General features: G+C 68.6%; 14 protein-coding genes. 9 read left to right on the forward strand and 5 right to left on the reverse strand.

Annotated elements, in window-relative coordinates; translation table 11 throughout:
- Positions 1-244 precede the first annotated feature (244 nt).
- Positions 245-454, reverse strand: coding sequence for a DUF397 domain-containing protein (locus ABN273_RS55310; RefSeq protein WP_349457805.1), 210 nt, complete (start codon positions 452-454; stop codon positions 245-247).
- 18 nt (positions 455-472) lie between these two features.
- The gene (locus ABN273_RS55315; protein ID WP_349457806.1) at positions 473-1,489 is read right to left on the reverse strand and encodes a helix-turn-helix domain-containing protein; all 1,017 of its coding nucleotides are present in this window, start codon (positions 1,487-1,489) and stop codon (positions 473-475) included.
- Between the two features lie 22 nt (positions 1,490-1,511).
- On the opposite strand from ABN273_RS55315, the gene ABN273_RS55320 reads away from it, so the two are divergent.
- The 8 genes from ABN273_RS55320 to ABN273_RS55355 all read left to right on the forward strand — a co-directional run bounded on the left by ABN273_RS55320 (position 1,512) and on the right by ABN273_RS55355 (position 9,693).
- On the forward strand, positions 1,512-2,036 hold the full coding sequence (locus ABN273_RS55320) for an ATP-binding protein (protein ID WP_349457807.1): 525 nt from the start codon (positions 1,512-1,514) through the stop codon (positions 2,034-2,036).
- Positions 2,037-2,910: 874 nt separating this feature from the next.
- Positions 2,911-3,912: a LacI family DNA-binding transcriptional regulator gene (locus ABN273_RS55325; RefSeq protein ID WP_349457808.1), complete on the forward strand. Its 1,002-nt coding sequence runs from the start codon at positions 2,911-2,913 to the stop codon at positions 3,910-3,912.
- Positions 3,913-3,927: 15 nt separating this feature from the next.
- Positions 3,928-4,383: an extracellular solute-binding protein gene (locus tag ABN273_RS55330; protein ID WP_349457809.1), complete on the forward strand. Its 456-nt coding sequence runs from the start codon at positions 3,928-3,930 to the stop codon at positions 4,381-4,383.
- A 145-nt stretch (positions 4,384-4,528) separates the two neighbouring features.
- Entirely contained in the window at positions 4,529-4,693 is a 165-nt protein-coding gene (locus ABN273_RS55335) for a hypothetical protein (RefSeq protein ID WP_349457810.1), read from the forward strand.
- A 10-nt stretch (positions 4,694-4,703) separates the two neighbouring features.
- Positions 4,704-6,062 carry a sulfatase family protein gene (locus tag ABN273_RS55340; RefSeq protein ID WP_349457812.1) on the forward strand — a complete coding sequence of 453 codons (1,359 nt, stop codon included), beginning with the start codon at positions 4,704-4,706 and terminating at the stop codon, positions 6,060-6,062.
- A gap of 69 nt (positions 6,063-6,131) precedes the next feature.
- Positions 6,132-6,857: a TetR/AcrR family transcriptional regulator gene (locus tag ABN273_RS55345; RefSeq protein WP_349457813.1), complete on the forward strand. Its 726-nt coding sequence runs from the start codon at positions 6,132-6,134 to the stop codon at positions 6,855-6,857.
- A gap of 96 nt (positions 6,858-6,953) precedes the next feature.
- Positions 6,954-8,207 (forward strand): lamin tail domain-containing protein, encoded by a 1,254-nt coding sequence (locus tag ABN273_RS55350; protein WP_349457814.1) that lies wholly within the window; start codon positions 6,954-6,956, stop codon positions 8,205-8,207.
- Positions 8,208-8,370: 163 nt separating this feature from the next.
- Positions 8,371-9,693 (forward strand): glycoside hydrolase family 30 protein, encoded by a 1,323-nt coding sequence (locus ABN273_RS55355; RefSeq protein WP_349457815.1) that lies wholly within the window; start codon positions 8,371-8,373, stop codon positions 9,691-9,693.
- Positions 9,694-9,756: 63 nt separating this feature from the next.
- On the opposite strand, the gene ABN273_RS55360 is transcribed toward ABN273_RS55355, so the two are convergent.
- From ABN273_RS55360 to ABN273_RS55370, 3 genes are all read right to left on the reverse strand, one after another.
- Positions 9,757-10,857: a 5-methyltetrahydropteroyltriglutamate--homocysteine S-methyltransferase gene (locus ABN273_RS55360; protein ID WP_349457816.1), complete on the reverse strand. Its 1,101-nt coding sequence runs from the start codon at positions 10,855-10,857 to the stop codon at positions 9,757-9,759.
- A 6-nt stretch (positions 10,858-10,863) separates the two neighbouring features.
- Complete coding sequence (locus ABN273_RS55365; RefSeq protein ID WP_349457817.1) at positions 10,864-12,309, reverse strand: acyl-CoA synthetase; 1,446 nt, start codon at positions 12,307-12,309, stop codon at positions 10,864-10,866.
- Between the two features lie 96 nt (positions 12,310-12,405).
- On the reverse strand, positions 12,406-13,212 hold the full coding sequence (locus ABN273_RS55370) for a PaaX family transcriptional regulator (protein ID WP_349457818.1): 807 nt from the start codon (positions 13,210-13,212) through the stop codon (positions 12,406-12,408).
- Positions 13,213-13,298: 86 nt separating this feature from the next.
- On the opposite strand from ABN273_RS55370, the gene ABN273_RS55375 reads away from it, so the two are divergent.
- The gene (locus tag ABN273_RS55375) at positions 13,299-14,477 is read left to right on the forward strand and encodes an ABC transporter substrate-binding protein (protein WP_349457819.1); all 1,179 of its coding nucleotides are present in this window, start codon (positions 13,299-13,301) and stop codon (positions 14,475-14,477) included.
- Positions 14,478-14,479 lie beyond the last annotated feature (2 nt).

The raw sequence follows: 14,479 nt of genomic DNA on the forward strand, positions 1-14,479 counted from the left end.
GCCCTCGGCTACCGCGTCACTCTCGAACTAACTACCTGAACGTCGCGGCCCGCACCACTCCGCTCTGAATCAACACGTGAGGTTCGCTGCCGCCTGCCTGGCGAATGTCTGATTTTCGGACCAGGAGCGCGGCGCCTACGTGGCCGATTCGCCGTTTGACCTGCAGGAGGTGTTGCCAGAAGGAAGGTCGCCGACGTGCCCGACCGGTACACGGTCTTGCAGCAGTCGGGTGGACACGAGGGAATCAGCCGAAAAAGTCGAACTCTCCAGCATGTACTCCGGCCAGGAAAGCCTGCCACTCGGCCTTGGTATAGATGATCATCCCGCCCTGAAGCTTGCTGTGTCGAACGGCTACACGGCCGGATCCGTCATTGAGCGGGCCGGCCTCTACGCAGTTCCCGCCGCCGTCGGCACTGAAGCTACTGACATGCCAGGCGATTTCGGGGCTCGTCATGATCGAATGGCTCCATCCCTAGGTGTCAGAGAGGCTCTCCGCGACCGCCGCGATCAGCTCCAGCGAGTCCTTGGCGCTGAGCGAGTCTCGGCGAATACGGTCATATTTCAGCTTAAGCCTGTTAGCCGCCTCACCTTCAACGTAGATCGAGCCCGCCGGAGTCGGGACGTACGCAACGGCCGGATAAGGCTGGGGGAGCTGGAAGATGCGGAAGGCGCCGTCGGGGCTGGCATGTGCCCCGGCGGTGAGTGGGAGAACCCGGATCTCAACATTGGGTGTGGAGGCGTATTTTGCGAGCTGGCCCAGCTGACCATGCATGATCTCGGGCCCACCGATGGAGCGGCGTAGAACGTACTCGTCCAGGATCGCGGAGAAGCGGGGCCCGTCGTCGGCCAGGATTTGCTGCCTGGTGCGGCGGAACTCGATCCAGCGGCTGACCTGCTCGTCCGACGCGTCCGCGTCCTCCGCTCGGATGACGGCTTCCATGTAGTCCCGCGTCTGGAGAAGGCCGGGGATCACGAACGCGTCGAAGGAACTGATCTTTTCGGCGCGGGCTTCCAGCCAGGCGTAGTCCACGATGCCGAGTGACACGTCGCCCGAGTAGTCATCCCACCAGCCGTTCTGCCATACGTCGCGACTCAGGCGGATCATGCCTTCACGCTCGTGTAGCGCCGTAACGCCGTACAGGTCGAGGAGGGCGATGACGTCAGGGGTGCGGGCAGGGTAGAGGCCGGCCTCGAAGCGGCTGACCGTGGAGCCGTCGCGCTGAAGGTATTCGCCGGCCTCCTTCAGCGTGAGGCCGGCGCTTTCGCGCAACTCTCGTAGGTGCTTGCCGAGCCATTGGGCTCGGAGCGTCACGCCACGCTTCCCGCTCATGCTCACCCCTTGATCGGCTGTCTCGAAGGCTACACCTGCATGATGCACTTCGGAGAAGTTCAGAATTTCCATGTGCAAGTTTGCATGGTGCATGAAAGTATCGAGGTGGTTGCGCAGCGTGACATCGGACGTTGTTCGGATGGTGGCGAGTGGCGCCACTGACGAAAAGGAGGGTGGGGCTATGAACGGTATGGCTTGGCGCTGTGATTTCCCCGGCGAACGAGTGCAGTTGCCTACCGTACGTCGGCTCGCCACCGCGCTGCTGGGAGACTGCCCTGTCCGCGACGATGCGATCTCGTGCGTGGTGGAGCTGGCCAGCAACGCGATCTTGCACACAAAGTCGGCAGGCGGTGTCTTCACGGTTGGGATCTGGTTGTTCGGGACCACCGCCCGGGTCGCGGTGAAGGACGCCGGGGGATCGAACGAGCCCGTCCTACACGAAGGTCATCAAGGACAGCTGTCCGAAGGCGGGCGAGGGCTCGCCATCGTGGCCGCACTCTGCATCCGGCTGGGTGTTGCGGGAGATGAGGGCGGACGAGTTGTGCGGGCTGACCTGTCCTGCGGTAGTGACGGCGCTGGGGCCGATGCCGTTGGCCCGGTGTCGCGAGAGGAGGTTCCGCTGCTGGAGATGGCCTGCGGACGCTGCTGGGGTTTGAACAGCCAGCAGTCCCGAACGGTTTCTCCTGCGGTCCTCGGCAGGAGGTGAAGTCCGACGTGGGTGACTACAGCTGGCACGGCTTTCACGCAGCACCCCTCCGGGATGGACACGAGCGTCTCGCTTGGTGGCCGCCGACCCCTCGAACACAGGGCGTACGGGTGCGCGGCCACACGTGTGAGTGCATGGCCATGATCTACGAGCTCTGCCAGGCCGGTGGGCTCATGTTCATCCGGCGCGTCGTCCGCTCGGAGGCCGGAGACGAGACACATGAAACCGCATGGCTCACATGCGCCCGTACGAAGCGACTCTGGGGCCTTCTCCTGGAAGGGCTTGCTGGGTAGGTCTAGCTGGCGGGCGAGCGACGGACGCGATCAGGCGAGCAGCGATATCCCGTTCAGCTGCAAGAACTACTCCAAGAATATCTGGTACACAGACGCCGCCTTCGGCGGCGACACCAAAAGCGTAAAGGGCCACGTGACACACGCCGATGTCGCTGTTGCGCGGCACCTCGGATGCTCGTGCCGGAAAGACCTAGCGAGTACATGCACTCGCCGCCAAGCACATCCACCAGGAACGTACTGGCCTCCTCCAGATCGGGCACTGTGAAGCCGATGTCGTCCACCCGGCTCAGCCCCCGATTGACGGCACCGTGGCCGCCGCCTGGATGAAGGCCTTCCTCGCGCTCCTCGAAGACCCTGATATCGCTTGATCATCTCAACATCCGTCTACCTCCGGGAACACCCTGGGGAAAACTCGAGGAGACGGGGTTGATCTGGCGGATGCCTGAGGAATACGGTGCTAAACGATTAACACGTTAGGAAGTCAAGGAGTGGAGATCATCGACCTATCGATCTCCCCACCGACATCAGAGGCAGCCAATTTTCCTATAACCCCATAGGAAATACTAGGTTATTCGACTAACATGAGACCAACAGCGCGACAAGTGGCCGAGCTGGCGAACGTGTCGGTGGCGACCGTCTCCTACGTGCTCAGCGGCCGGGACCGCCCCGTGGCCGCCGAGACGAGGCAGCGGGTGCTCGACGCCGCCAGGCAGCTCGGCTACACCCCCAACCAGGCCGCGAGGAGCCTGCGCAAGCGCCGCACCCAGCGGGTCTGCCTGGTGCTGAGCTCGCTCGGCGGCGTGCCGAGCGACGAGCGCCTGGCCACCGACCTGCACGAGATGGCCGACGCGCGCGGCTACTCGGTGGTGACGCTCGCCGTCTACTCCGAGGCCCGCGCGAAGGCCGCCGTCGACGTGCTGCGCAGCGGGATCGCCGACGGCGCGCTGGTCAACCTCACCGGCGACCACCTCACCCATGAGCTGCTCACCGGGCTCGCCGCCACCGGGCTGCCGATGGTGGTGCTGAGCAACGAGAGCGGGCTCGAGGGCTGCGACGTCGTACGCACTCCAGAGGCGGAGGCGTGCGCGGAGGCGGTCGAGCACCTGCTGGGCCAGGGCAGGCGGCGCATCGCATTCCTGGCGCACCGCCACGAGCTCTACCGGGACAAGCCAGCCGGACGGCTGCTCGGCTACACGACGGCGCTGGAGCGGCACGGCGTGACCGAGCGGATCATCGTCTCGGGCGCGGACGACCGCGTGGCGGCCTACCAGACCGCCGCCGAGCTGCTGCGTTCCCCCGACCGCCCCGACGCGATCTTCGCGGCCTCCGACCGGGCCGCCATCAGCGCGATCTGGGCCGCCAGGGACGCCGGGCTGAGCGTGCCCGCCGACGTCGCGATCGTCGGCGTCGGCAACATCGACGAGGGTCTCATCAGCAATCCGCAGCTCAGCACCGTCGGCCCGCTCAGGCACGACTACACCGACGTCGTACGCCTGCTCTTCGACCGCCTCCAGGCCGAGGAGCCGCCGCCCGCCCGCGAGATCGTCCGGTCCTGGACCTTCCTGCGGCGGGGCTCTTGTTAGAAGGGAAAACCCGAGATGTCCTCCCCTCTCTCCCGCCGTGACCTGCTCCGCCTCGCCGGCGCCGCCGCGCCCGTGCCCGTCCTGTCGTCCTGCGCGGGAGCCCCTGCCCCGCAGGCCGCCGCGCCCGGGACGTTCACCGTCTACTGGAACGCCGGCCACGACTACCAGGCCTACCGGAAGGTGATCGCCGAGTTCGAGCAGGCCAACAAGGTCAAGGTCAACCTGCAGAAGTACCAGTGGCCCGACCTGCGTACCAGGCTGCTCGCGGACTTCGCCTCCGGGACCGTGCCCGACCTGGTCGAGGAGCCCGGCGGGTGGGTGCAGGAGTTCGCCGTCTCCGGCAACGCCCGCTCGCTGCAGGACTACGTCGACCGCGACGGCAAGGCGATGGGCTTCCCCGCCGACTGGCAGCCCGTCCCGTCGAGCGCAACTCGTACCAGGGCAAGGTGTACGGCGTGCAGCTCCACCTGACCTGCAACACGCTCGTCTACAACAAGGCCATGCTCAGGGACGCCGGGGTGGAGGTGCCGGCCACCTGGGAGGAGTTCCTCGCCGCACGTTCGTCTTCCAGTGGAACGAGTTCCTCTGGCCGCTGGTCGCCACCTCGACGCCCGAGATGCGCACCATCCCGGTCGGGCTCACCCTGTTCAACCAGGAGTACTTCACCTTGTGGCACCTCACGGCGGCCGGCTCGGTGATCCTCTTCGTCCCCACCGCCGTCCTGTTCGTCCTCACCCAGCGATATTTCGTCCGCGGCATCGCGCTGACCGGCCTCAAATAGGAGTCATTTCTTGCGTCCGAACGTCATCGTGTTCTTCACCGACCAGCAGCGGTGGGACACCGTCGGCCCCTTCACCCCGAACCTCGACCGGATGGCCAGGCACGGCACGCAGGCCACGGTCGCGCTCACCCCGCAGCCGGTGTGCGCGCCCGCCCGCGCCGCCCTGCAGACGGGCCGCTACCCGACCACGACGGGCGTCCACCGCAACGGCCGCGTCCTGCCGCCGGAGGAGCGCACGCTGGCGCACCATTTCGGCGCGGCCGGCTACGCCACCGGCTACATCGGCAAGTGGCACCTGGGCGGCAGCGAGCCGGTGCCCGCGGACAAGCGCGGCGGCTACCAGTCGTGGCTGGCGGCCAACGCACTCGAGCACACCTCGGACGCGTACCGCACGATCGTGTACGACGAGGCGAACGACCCCGTGCTGCTGCCCGGCTACCGCTCCGACGCCCTGGTGGACGCGGCCATCCGGTTCGTCGCCGACCACCACGACGAGCCGTTCTTCCTCTTCCTGTCCTTCCTGGAGCCGCACCACCAGAACGAGGTGGACAACTACCCGGCGCCCGACGGGTACGAGGAGCGCTACCAGGGCCGCTGGATGCCCCAGGACCTGGCCGCGCTCGGCGGCACCGCCCACCAGCACATGGGCGGCTACCTGGGACAGGTCAAGCGCCTGGACGAGGGGCTGGGGCGGCTGCTCGACGCGCTGCGCAGCATGGACCTGCTGGACGACACGATCGTGGCGTACACCTCGGACCACGGCAACCACTTCAAGACCCGCAACGGCGAGTACAAGCGCTCCTGCCACGACGCCTCGCTCCGAGTGCCCCTGGCCCTGCGCGGCCCCGGCTTCGACGGCGGCGGCGCCGTCTCCCGCCCGGTCAGCACGCTGGACCTCCCGCCCACGCTCCTGGAGGCCGCCGGGCTGCCGGTCCCCGACGCGATGCAGGGGCGCTCGCTCCTGCCGCTGGTGCGCGATCCCCGCTCGCCGTGGCCCGAAGAGGTGTTCTTCCAGGTCAGCGAGTCCGAGGTGGGGCGCGGAATCCGTACGTCCCGGTGGAAGTACTACGCCGTGGCCGAGGACGCCCACCCGTGGGACGACCCGGCCGCTCCCGTCTATCGCGAGCAGGCGCTGTACGACCTGGAAAACGACCCGCACGAGCTGGTCAACCTGGCAGGCTTCCCCTCGCACGCCGAGGTGGCGGCGCAGCTGCGGGAGCGGCTCGTACGCAGGATCGCGGAGGCCGAGGGGGCCGAGCCGGCGATCGAGCCGGCCGTCGAGCGCACCGCGCCGGCCCAGGCCATGACCGATCCGGAGGTACGGCTCCGCGGCCCCAAGCAGGCCCGCTTCGGCCACCAGCGCAAGTGACCGCGCGCTGAGGGGAACACCTTGGTTCGGCGTGCGCATTTGCGTACGATGTGCGCTATGGTAGATGTCATGTCGTCGAACGAACAGCCCATCCCCTCCGTGTGGGCAAGACCGCGCCGCGAGCGGGAGCAGCCTGCGCTGAGCCGAGACCAGATCGTGGCCGAGGCCGTCCGGCTGCTCGACGAGGAAGGCGTCGACGCCCTCAGCATGCGCCGCCTGGGCAGCCGGCTCAACGCCGGAGCCACCTCCCTCTACCGCCACGTCGCCAACAAGGACGAGCTGTTCGAGCTGGCCGTGGACGAGGTCTACGGCGAGCTGCCCCTGCCGGAGCAGGCCGGCGCCGCCGGGTGGCGGGCGGGCATCGAGCAGGTCGCCCGCAGCCTGCGCGCCACGATCCTGCGCCATCCCTGGATCGCCGCCAAGCTCGGCGAGGTGGGCCTGGCCTACCTCGGGCCCAACATGCTCCGGCAGACCGAGCACCTGCTCGGCATCTTCGAGACCGGCGGCTTCTCGCCCGAGGAGGCCGACCAGGCGATGAACACGGTCGTCGCGTACGTGCTGGGCGTGTCCACCGGCGAGGCCGCGATGCTGTCCATGATCGCCCGCAGCGGCCAGACCGAGCAGGAATGGTTGGAGCGCCTGTGGCCGGCGGCCGAGCGGGCCGTCCAGGACTACCCGCGCCTGCGTGCCCGCTACGCCGCGCAGCGCGGCCAGGACGCCCGCGAGTCCGACCAGGACAACTTCGAGTACGGCCTCCAGCGGGTCCTCGACGGCCTCCAGTCCCGCCTCGGCTGACCCCCGTTTCATGGCACGAAATCGCTGCTGAATTGCGCATGGACGCTGCCCAGAAGGCGAGTTACGCTCCGCTCGCCACAAGATGGGGGGCAATCCATGACCTACACGCTCTTACGCGGCAATTTCGTGATCCGGTACGCGGATCTCCCGCGACAGGGCCCTGAGCCCGACGGCGACACCGTGAAGTTCCTGCCCGACTCGCCCGCGCTGGTGGAGGCACTGCCGCGGCGCTCGGGCCGGCCGGCGAAGATCAACGCCCGCGGTGTCTCCATACGCCTGGAGTCCATCGACGCGCTGGAGACCCACTTCGAGGAGACACACCAGGAGCTCGCCGGAGCCAACGCGGCGCGGGACGAACTGCTGCGCCTGCTCGGCTTCACGAACGTGCGTTACTGGGACGACCTGCCGAACAAGGTGCGCTCCGCGGACCAGGACTCCGTCCGCGGTCACGTGCTCACGAACGGGATCGACGCGAACGGCCGGCTGATCGGGTTCGGGTACGCGGGCGACCATCCGGGGGCCGACGGGTCGTCGGTGTTCCTGGACCCGGCGCTCGTGGACAGGTCCGTGAACGGCACGCTACTGGCCGCCGGGCTGGTCTATCCGGCGTTCTACGCGACGCTGCCCGCGGAGCTGCGTACGCACCTGGCGGAGGTGTCGCAGGCCGCCCGGCGCAAGGCCATCGGCATCTGGTCCCGCTCCACCGCCGACCCGAACGGCCCTGCCGCCATCGGTGGCCTGGGCGACGCGGAACGCCTGGTGATGTGGCCGAAGCTGTTCCGCCGCATCGTGCCGTATCTGGCGGCCGGGTTCACGGACTTCGACGGCTTCGACGGGTGGCTGCGGGCGGACCCGGTCAACCGGGACGACGAGGTGTTCCTGCTGGGCAGGCTCGAACGCGGCAACCTGCACGACGTGATCAAGGGGGCCGGCCAGCGGATCCAGCTCACGGTCTGGCCCGAGGACTTCATCATCGCCCCGGACCCGGCCACGCCCGGAGCACCCGTCAAGCCGCCGCTCGTCGCGGCCGGGGATCTGCTCATCATGGCGGCACTCCCCGACCCGGTCGGCGCCGACCTCGGGCACGAGACGGTCACGCTGCTGAACCTCACGCCGGGCCCGATCGACCTCGCGGGCTGGGCCCTGTCGGACGCCGCCGGCGGCCGGAAGGCGCTGACCGGCACCGTCGAGGGCGGGGCGGCGCTGCGGGTGACGCTGGACGGGGCCGTGCGCCTGGGCAACCGCGGGGACACCATCATCCTGGTGGACTCGAAGGGCACTTCGATCGACCAGGTGACGTACAAGGCGGACCGGGTCAAGGCCGGCCGGACGATCGCCTTCGGCCGCTGACCCCACGGGCCAGGGCTCCCGCAGCTCACGGGGCCCTGGCCCGCTCCCTCCTGTCGCACGGCGACGCCGGCCGAACTGTTGACGCGACACCTCTCGGCCCCTTACGGTTCCGGCGATATCGATGAAATATATCGATACATTTCCGAAAACTTTCGGAGGCGTCATGTTAAGAGGAGTTGTCGCGGTCGCCCTGCTCGGCATTCCCGCGGTGAACCCGTCCCAGCCACCGGCCATCACCGTGAATGAGCACGTCAGGCACCAGGAGATCGACGGCTTCGGCATCTCCCAGGCGTTCCGGCGCAACGAGCTGCTCAAGGCGCTGTCGGAGTCGCAGCAGCGGGAGGTCCTCGACCTGTGGTTCGACCGCGAGAAGGGGGCGGGGCTCAGCATCCTGCGACTGGGCATCGGCTCGTCCCCCACCGGCAGCCCGTACGACCACATGGTGTCGATCCAGCCCGATGACCCGGGGGGCCCTGAGGCCCCGCCCAAGTACGTCTGGGACGGCGACGACAACAGCCAGGTATGGGTGGCCAAGGCGGCCAAGGCGTACGGGGTGAAGCGTTTCTTCGCCGACGCCTGGAGCGCGCCCGGCTACATGAAGGACAACGGCACCGACAAGAACGGCGGCACGCTGAAGCCGGAGTGGCAGCAGGCCTACGCCGACTACCTGGTGCAGTACACGAAGTTCTACGCCAAGGAAGGCATCAAGATCACCGACCTCGGGTTCACGAACGAGCCCGACTGGACGGCCTCGTACGCCTCGATGCGCTTCACCCCCGAGCAGGCCGCCCAGTTCGTCAAGGTGCTCGGGCCGGTCGCCAAGGGCGTGAACGTGGTCTGCTGCGACTCCTTCGGCTGGAACCAGGCGAAGGCGTACACGGCCGCGATCGAGGCCGACCCCGAGGCCCGCCGCTGGGTGAAGACCCACACCGGGCACACGTACGCCAGCCCCGTGGACGCCCCGCTGCCGACGAGCAGGCGCACCTGGATGTCGGAGTGGAACCCGAACGGCAGCACCTGGAACGAGAACTGGGACGACGGCAGCGGCTACGACGGCTTCACGATCGCGCAGGCCGTGCATGACGCGCTCACGCTCGGCAACGTCAGCGGCTACGTCTACTGGCTGGGCGGCTCACGCGGCACCACCAGGGCGCTGCTGCAGCTCGACGACGCGGCGAAGACGTACCGGGTGTCCAAGCGGCTGTGGGCGCTGGCGGCGTACAGCAGGTTCATCCGGCCGGGCGCGGTCAGGCTGGAGGCGCAGGCGGCGGATCCGGCGCTGAAGGTCTCCGCGTTCCGCAACGCCGACGGCTCCCGCGTCGTCGAGGTGCTCAACACCGGCACCGCGCCCGTCACGTGGCAGGGCGTGCGCGGCCGGGCGACCGCGTACCTCACGGACGGCGCCAACTCGCTCACCCCGTCCCCGGTGACGGGCCGCACGGTGACGCTCCAGCCGCGGGCGCTCACCACGATCGTCATCCGCTGACGAGCCGCAAGAGCCCGGGCAGGTGCCGGCCCGGGCTCTTGTCCTGCCGTGCCGGCCGAGCAGCTATCCCCACACCTCCTGTGCCGTCTCGGCGATCAGTCGTAGCTTGGCGAACTGCTGGTCGGCCGTGAGCTGGTTGCCCTCCACCGTGGAGGAGAAGCCGCACTGCGGCGACAGGCAGAGCTGGTCGAGATCGATGAACTTGGCCGCCTCGTCGATCCGCCGCTTGAGCGTGTCCTTCGACTCCAGCTCCCCGCGCTTGGTCGTGACCAGCCCCAGCACCACCATCTTCCCCGGCGGCACGAAGCGCAGCGGCTCGAAGCCCCCGGAGCGCTCGTCGTCGTACTCCAGGAAGAACCCGTCCACCTTCAGCTCGTTGAACAGCGCCTCCGCCACGAAGTCGTAACCACCCGAGGCGGCCCAGGAGGACCGGAAGTTCCCGCGGCACATGTGCGTGGTGATCGTCATCCCGGCGGGCTTGGCGGCGAGAGCGGCGTTGATCTGCTTGATGTAACGCAGGTGCATGTGCTCGGCGTCGTCGCCCCGGGAGGCCAGCTCCGCCCGCTGGGCCGGGTCGTTCAGGTACGCCAGGCTCGTGTCGTCGAACTGCAGGTACGTGCACCCGAGCGCACCGATCCTGCGCACCTGCTCGGCGTAGGCCGTGCTGAGGTCGCGCCAGAACTCCTCGACGTCAGGGTAGACCTCGGGGTCGATGGCCGCAGGACCGCCCCGGTAGTGGACCATGCTCGGCGAGGGGATGGTCAGCTTGGGCACTGTCGTGGTCACCGTGTCACGCAGAAACGTGAAGTCGTCGGCGAAAACGGGCTCGGTCAGCCTGATCCGGTCGTGCACCCGCAGCGCGGCCGGGGTGAACTCGATGTCGCCCTGCTCGTTGTGGAAGCGGACGGTGAGGTGCTCGTCGGCGGCCTGTCCGATGCCGCCGAGCTGGTAGATGAAGTCCATGTGCCACGACGCCCGCCGGAACTCGCCGTCGGAAGCGCTCTGCAGCCCGATCTCCTCCTGCCTGCGTACCACCTCCCTGATGGCCTCGTCCTCGGCCTCGCGCAGCGCGTCGCCCGTGCGGGTCTCGCGGGCGGTGAGCAGCGCGGGCGGGCGGAGCAGGCTGCCGACGTGGTCCGCGCGGAACGGCGGCGAGGTGCGCATTGAAGATCATCTCCTGTGGTCGTGGCGGTCGGACCCATAGAGCTTTCTGAGAGGGGCTTTGAGCAGCTTGCCTGCCGCGTTCTTGGGCAATTCGGGTACGAACTGTAGATATTTCGGGATTTTGAAGCGGGCCAGGCGGCCGTCCAGATATGCCAGCAGTTCCCCCGCCTCGACCTTCGAACCCTCCCGCACGACGACCAGGGCCTTGCCCACCTCGCCCCACTTCTCGTCCGGCACGCCGATCACCGCGCATTCGGCGACCGCCGCGTGCTCGTACAGCACGCTCTCCACCTCGGCGGGATAGATGTTCTCGCCGCCGGAGATGATCACATCCTTGAGCCGGTCGGAGATCCGCACGTAGCCGTCCTCGTCGGCGACGCCGATGTCCCCCGAGCGGAACCAGCCGTCCGCCGACAGCGCCTTCGCGCCCTCCTCCGGGCGCCGCCAGTAGCCGGGCATGACGTTGGGGCCCTGTACGTACACCTCCCCCGGCTCGCCGGGACCCGCGGCGGACCCGTCCGGCGCGACCAGCCGGACGTCGGAGAAGAAGCACGGCACCCCGGCCGAGCCCGCCTTGGTGATCGAGTGCTCCGCACCGAGGAAAAGGGCGCCGGGGGCCGTCTCGGTCATGCCGTACCCCTGGAGGAACGTCAGCCCCCGATCCTGATATATCCGGATCAGCGGCTCGGGCACCGGCGCGCCCCCGCACAGCAGGTGCCGCAGGCTCGACAGGTCGGCCCCCGCCCAGCGCGGCGACCGCGCGAGGAAGCCGAACATCGACGGCACCCCGAACATCACCGTCACCCGCTCCCCCTCGATCAGGTCGAACGTCCTGTCCACGTCGAAGGAGGGCTCCAGGATGACCCGGCCGCCCTTGAGCACGGTCGGGATCAGCGTCTGGGCCAGCGCCGCGATGTGGAACAGCGGCGCGCTGACCAGCGTGACCTCGTCGTGCGCGAGCGGCACGTCGACCAGCAGGTTGAAGGTGTTCCAGGTCAGGTTGGCGTGGGTCAGCATGGCGCCCTTGGGCCGTCCCGTCGTCCCGGACGTGTACATGATCAGGCACACGTCGTCCTGACGCACCGGCTCGTCGATCGGCTCGGGCGAACCGGATGCGAGCAGCTCCTCGTAGTCGGCGGCCACGACGTGACGTCCCGGCAGCCCGTCGCCGTCCTGCTCCTCGCCCAGCACGAGGACGGAGGCCTGCGCGTCCTCCAGGATGAACCGCAGCTCGGGCCTGGCCAGCCGGGCGTTCAGCGGGACGAACACCGCCCCCAGCAGCCCCGCCGCGAAGAACGTCTCCACCACCGCGGGCTGGTTGACCCCGAGGAAGGCGACCCGCTCGCCGCGCCCCACGCCCAGCGCGGACGCCAGCCGGTACGTCCGCTCGCGCAGCTCACGGTAGGTGCGGTCGCGTCCTCGGTACGTCAGCGCCACGCGCTCGGGCGTCATACGAGCCCTGCGTGCCGGCCACGAGCCAATCCCCTGATTCCGCATCGGCACTCCTTGACGCTCAAGCCCTCAAGTTAGGCCACAATGCGATCGCTGTCACCGTTCTGCCCAAGTTACATCCGGCACGACGTCGAGGAGCCGCTCCGCGATCCGCGCCGCCTCCGGCCTGAACCGCTCGTGCAGCGCGTGGCAGACCCGCTGCGCCTTCTCCGCCGGCCAGTCGTGCGGCAGGTAACGCAGCGGCAGCCGCGGGTCGGCCCTGATGATCTGGAGCCAGCCGGTCAGCAGCGTCAGGGAGCGCGCCAGGTCGTCGGGCGCGTCCGGCGCAGGATCGGCCCGGTCCCAGCGGCGCAGGAACTCTCGGTAGCGCTCACCCAGGCCCGCCAGGTCGTACGCGTCCCTGACCAGCGCCTGCATGTCGGTCGGCGGTCTGGGCTCGGCGGCGAAGACCTTCATGTTCGCCCCGAGGTCCTCGATCACGCGCGCGGCGTCCACCTCGCCGGGCGCGATCCACAGGCCGTTCTGCAGCGGCCCGAACCCGGCCCAGACCAGCCGCGAGCGCAGCTCGTGCCGCTGCCGCTGCCAGGACTCGGGCAGTGAGAAGCCGATCAGCGTCCAGCGGTCCTCGTCCGCGTCGTTGACGACGCCGCTGTGCCAGATGCGGCGCTCGCCGTCCTTGAGCACCTCCGTGCTCGTCGGGGTGAGGCCGAAGTACATGCGGCGGCCCGAGCGCTGACGGCGCAGCAGGCCGCGCCGGACCATCCTGGTCAGCGTCGAGCGTGTCGCCTCCTCGGAGATCCCGACCTTGGCGAACGCCTCGATGAAGCTGCCCGAGGACACGCAGATGCCGCGGCCGTACACGTGATCTCCGAGGAACGTCAGCATCACCGACTGAGGCCGCATCGGAAAGCCTTCCCCGTAATTGGGCACAGTATTGACAGCCGTAATCTATCTGCCTACATTCAGGGCCACATCCCAGGAGGTCCCTGATGCGCAGGCTGCTCCCGTCCCTGGTTTGTCTCGCGTTAGCCGTCGCCGCGTGCGGCGGTGGCGGCTCAAGCGCCGAAGGCTCGGTCAAAGTCGGCCTCATCGTCTCCCTGACCGGCAACTACACCCCGCTGGGCAGCGAGGACAAGAAGGCCGTCGAGCTGGCGGTCGAGCAGGTCAACGCGCAGGGCGGGCTGCTGGGCCGCAAGGTCGAGCTGGTCACGCGCGACGACAAGACCGCTCCCGACCAGGGCATCGTGGCCTACAACCAGATCAAGGGCGAGATCGACGCGCTGATCGGCCCGGTCTTCTCCAACTCGGCGCTCGCGATCGAGCCGCTCGCCCAGCGCGACAAGATGCCGTACCTGTCGCTGGCCCCGGCGCAGGAGCAGGTCGAGCCGATCAAGTCGTACGTCTTCGTCACCCCCGCCCTGTCCAGCATGTACGCCGAGCGCTACCTGCAGTACATCCAGGCCAAGGGCATCAAGACGGTCGCCGTGGCCTGGGACTCCAAGAGCGCCTACTCGGTCTCCGGCCACAAGTCCATGGTCGCCCTCGCGTCCAGGTACGGCGTGAAGATCGCCGTGGACGAGCCGTACGAGACCACGACCTCGGACTTCAGCCCGCTCTTCACCCACGTGCGCGACTCGACCGCCGAGGCGCTGGTGTTCTGGGGCTCGGGCGCGCCCGGCGTGACGGCGGCCAAGCAGTACGTGGCCTCGGGGCTCAAGACGCCGCTGTTCCTGACCGCGTCGCAGGCCAGCAAGCTCTGGCTGGAGCCGATGGGCGGCGCGGCCGAGGGCATGACCGTGCAGAGCGCCATCGGCGTCGTCGGCGAGTACCTCCCCGACGGCAAGCAGAAACAGGTCATCGAGCAGATGGCCGAGCCGTACCAGCAGAAGCACGGCTACCCGCCGCCGCAGTTCGCGCAGGACGGCTACAGCGCGAGCCTGCTGCTCTTCGAGGCGATCAGGAAGGCGGGCGGCACCGACAAGGCCAAGGTGCAGCAGGCGCTGGAGCGCATGGACCTGGTCACGCCGAACGGCCGCTTCCGCTACTCCCCCACCGACCACTCCGGGCTCTCCCCCGAGTTCATCTCGGTCAACACGGTGCAGAACGGGAAGTTCGTTCCCACCGACTGGGCCAAGGAGCAGCTCACCAAGACCGCGGGCGCGGGGTAGCG

This window comes from Nonomuraea sp. B19D2 (assembly GCF_040137845.1).
Classification (GTDB): domain Bacteria; phylum Actinomycetota; class Actinomycetes; order Streptosporangiales; family Streptosporangiaceae; genus Nonomuraea.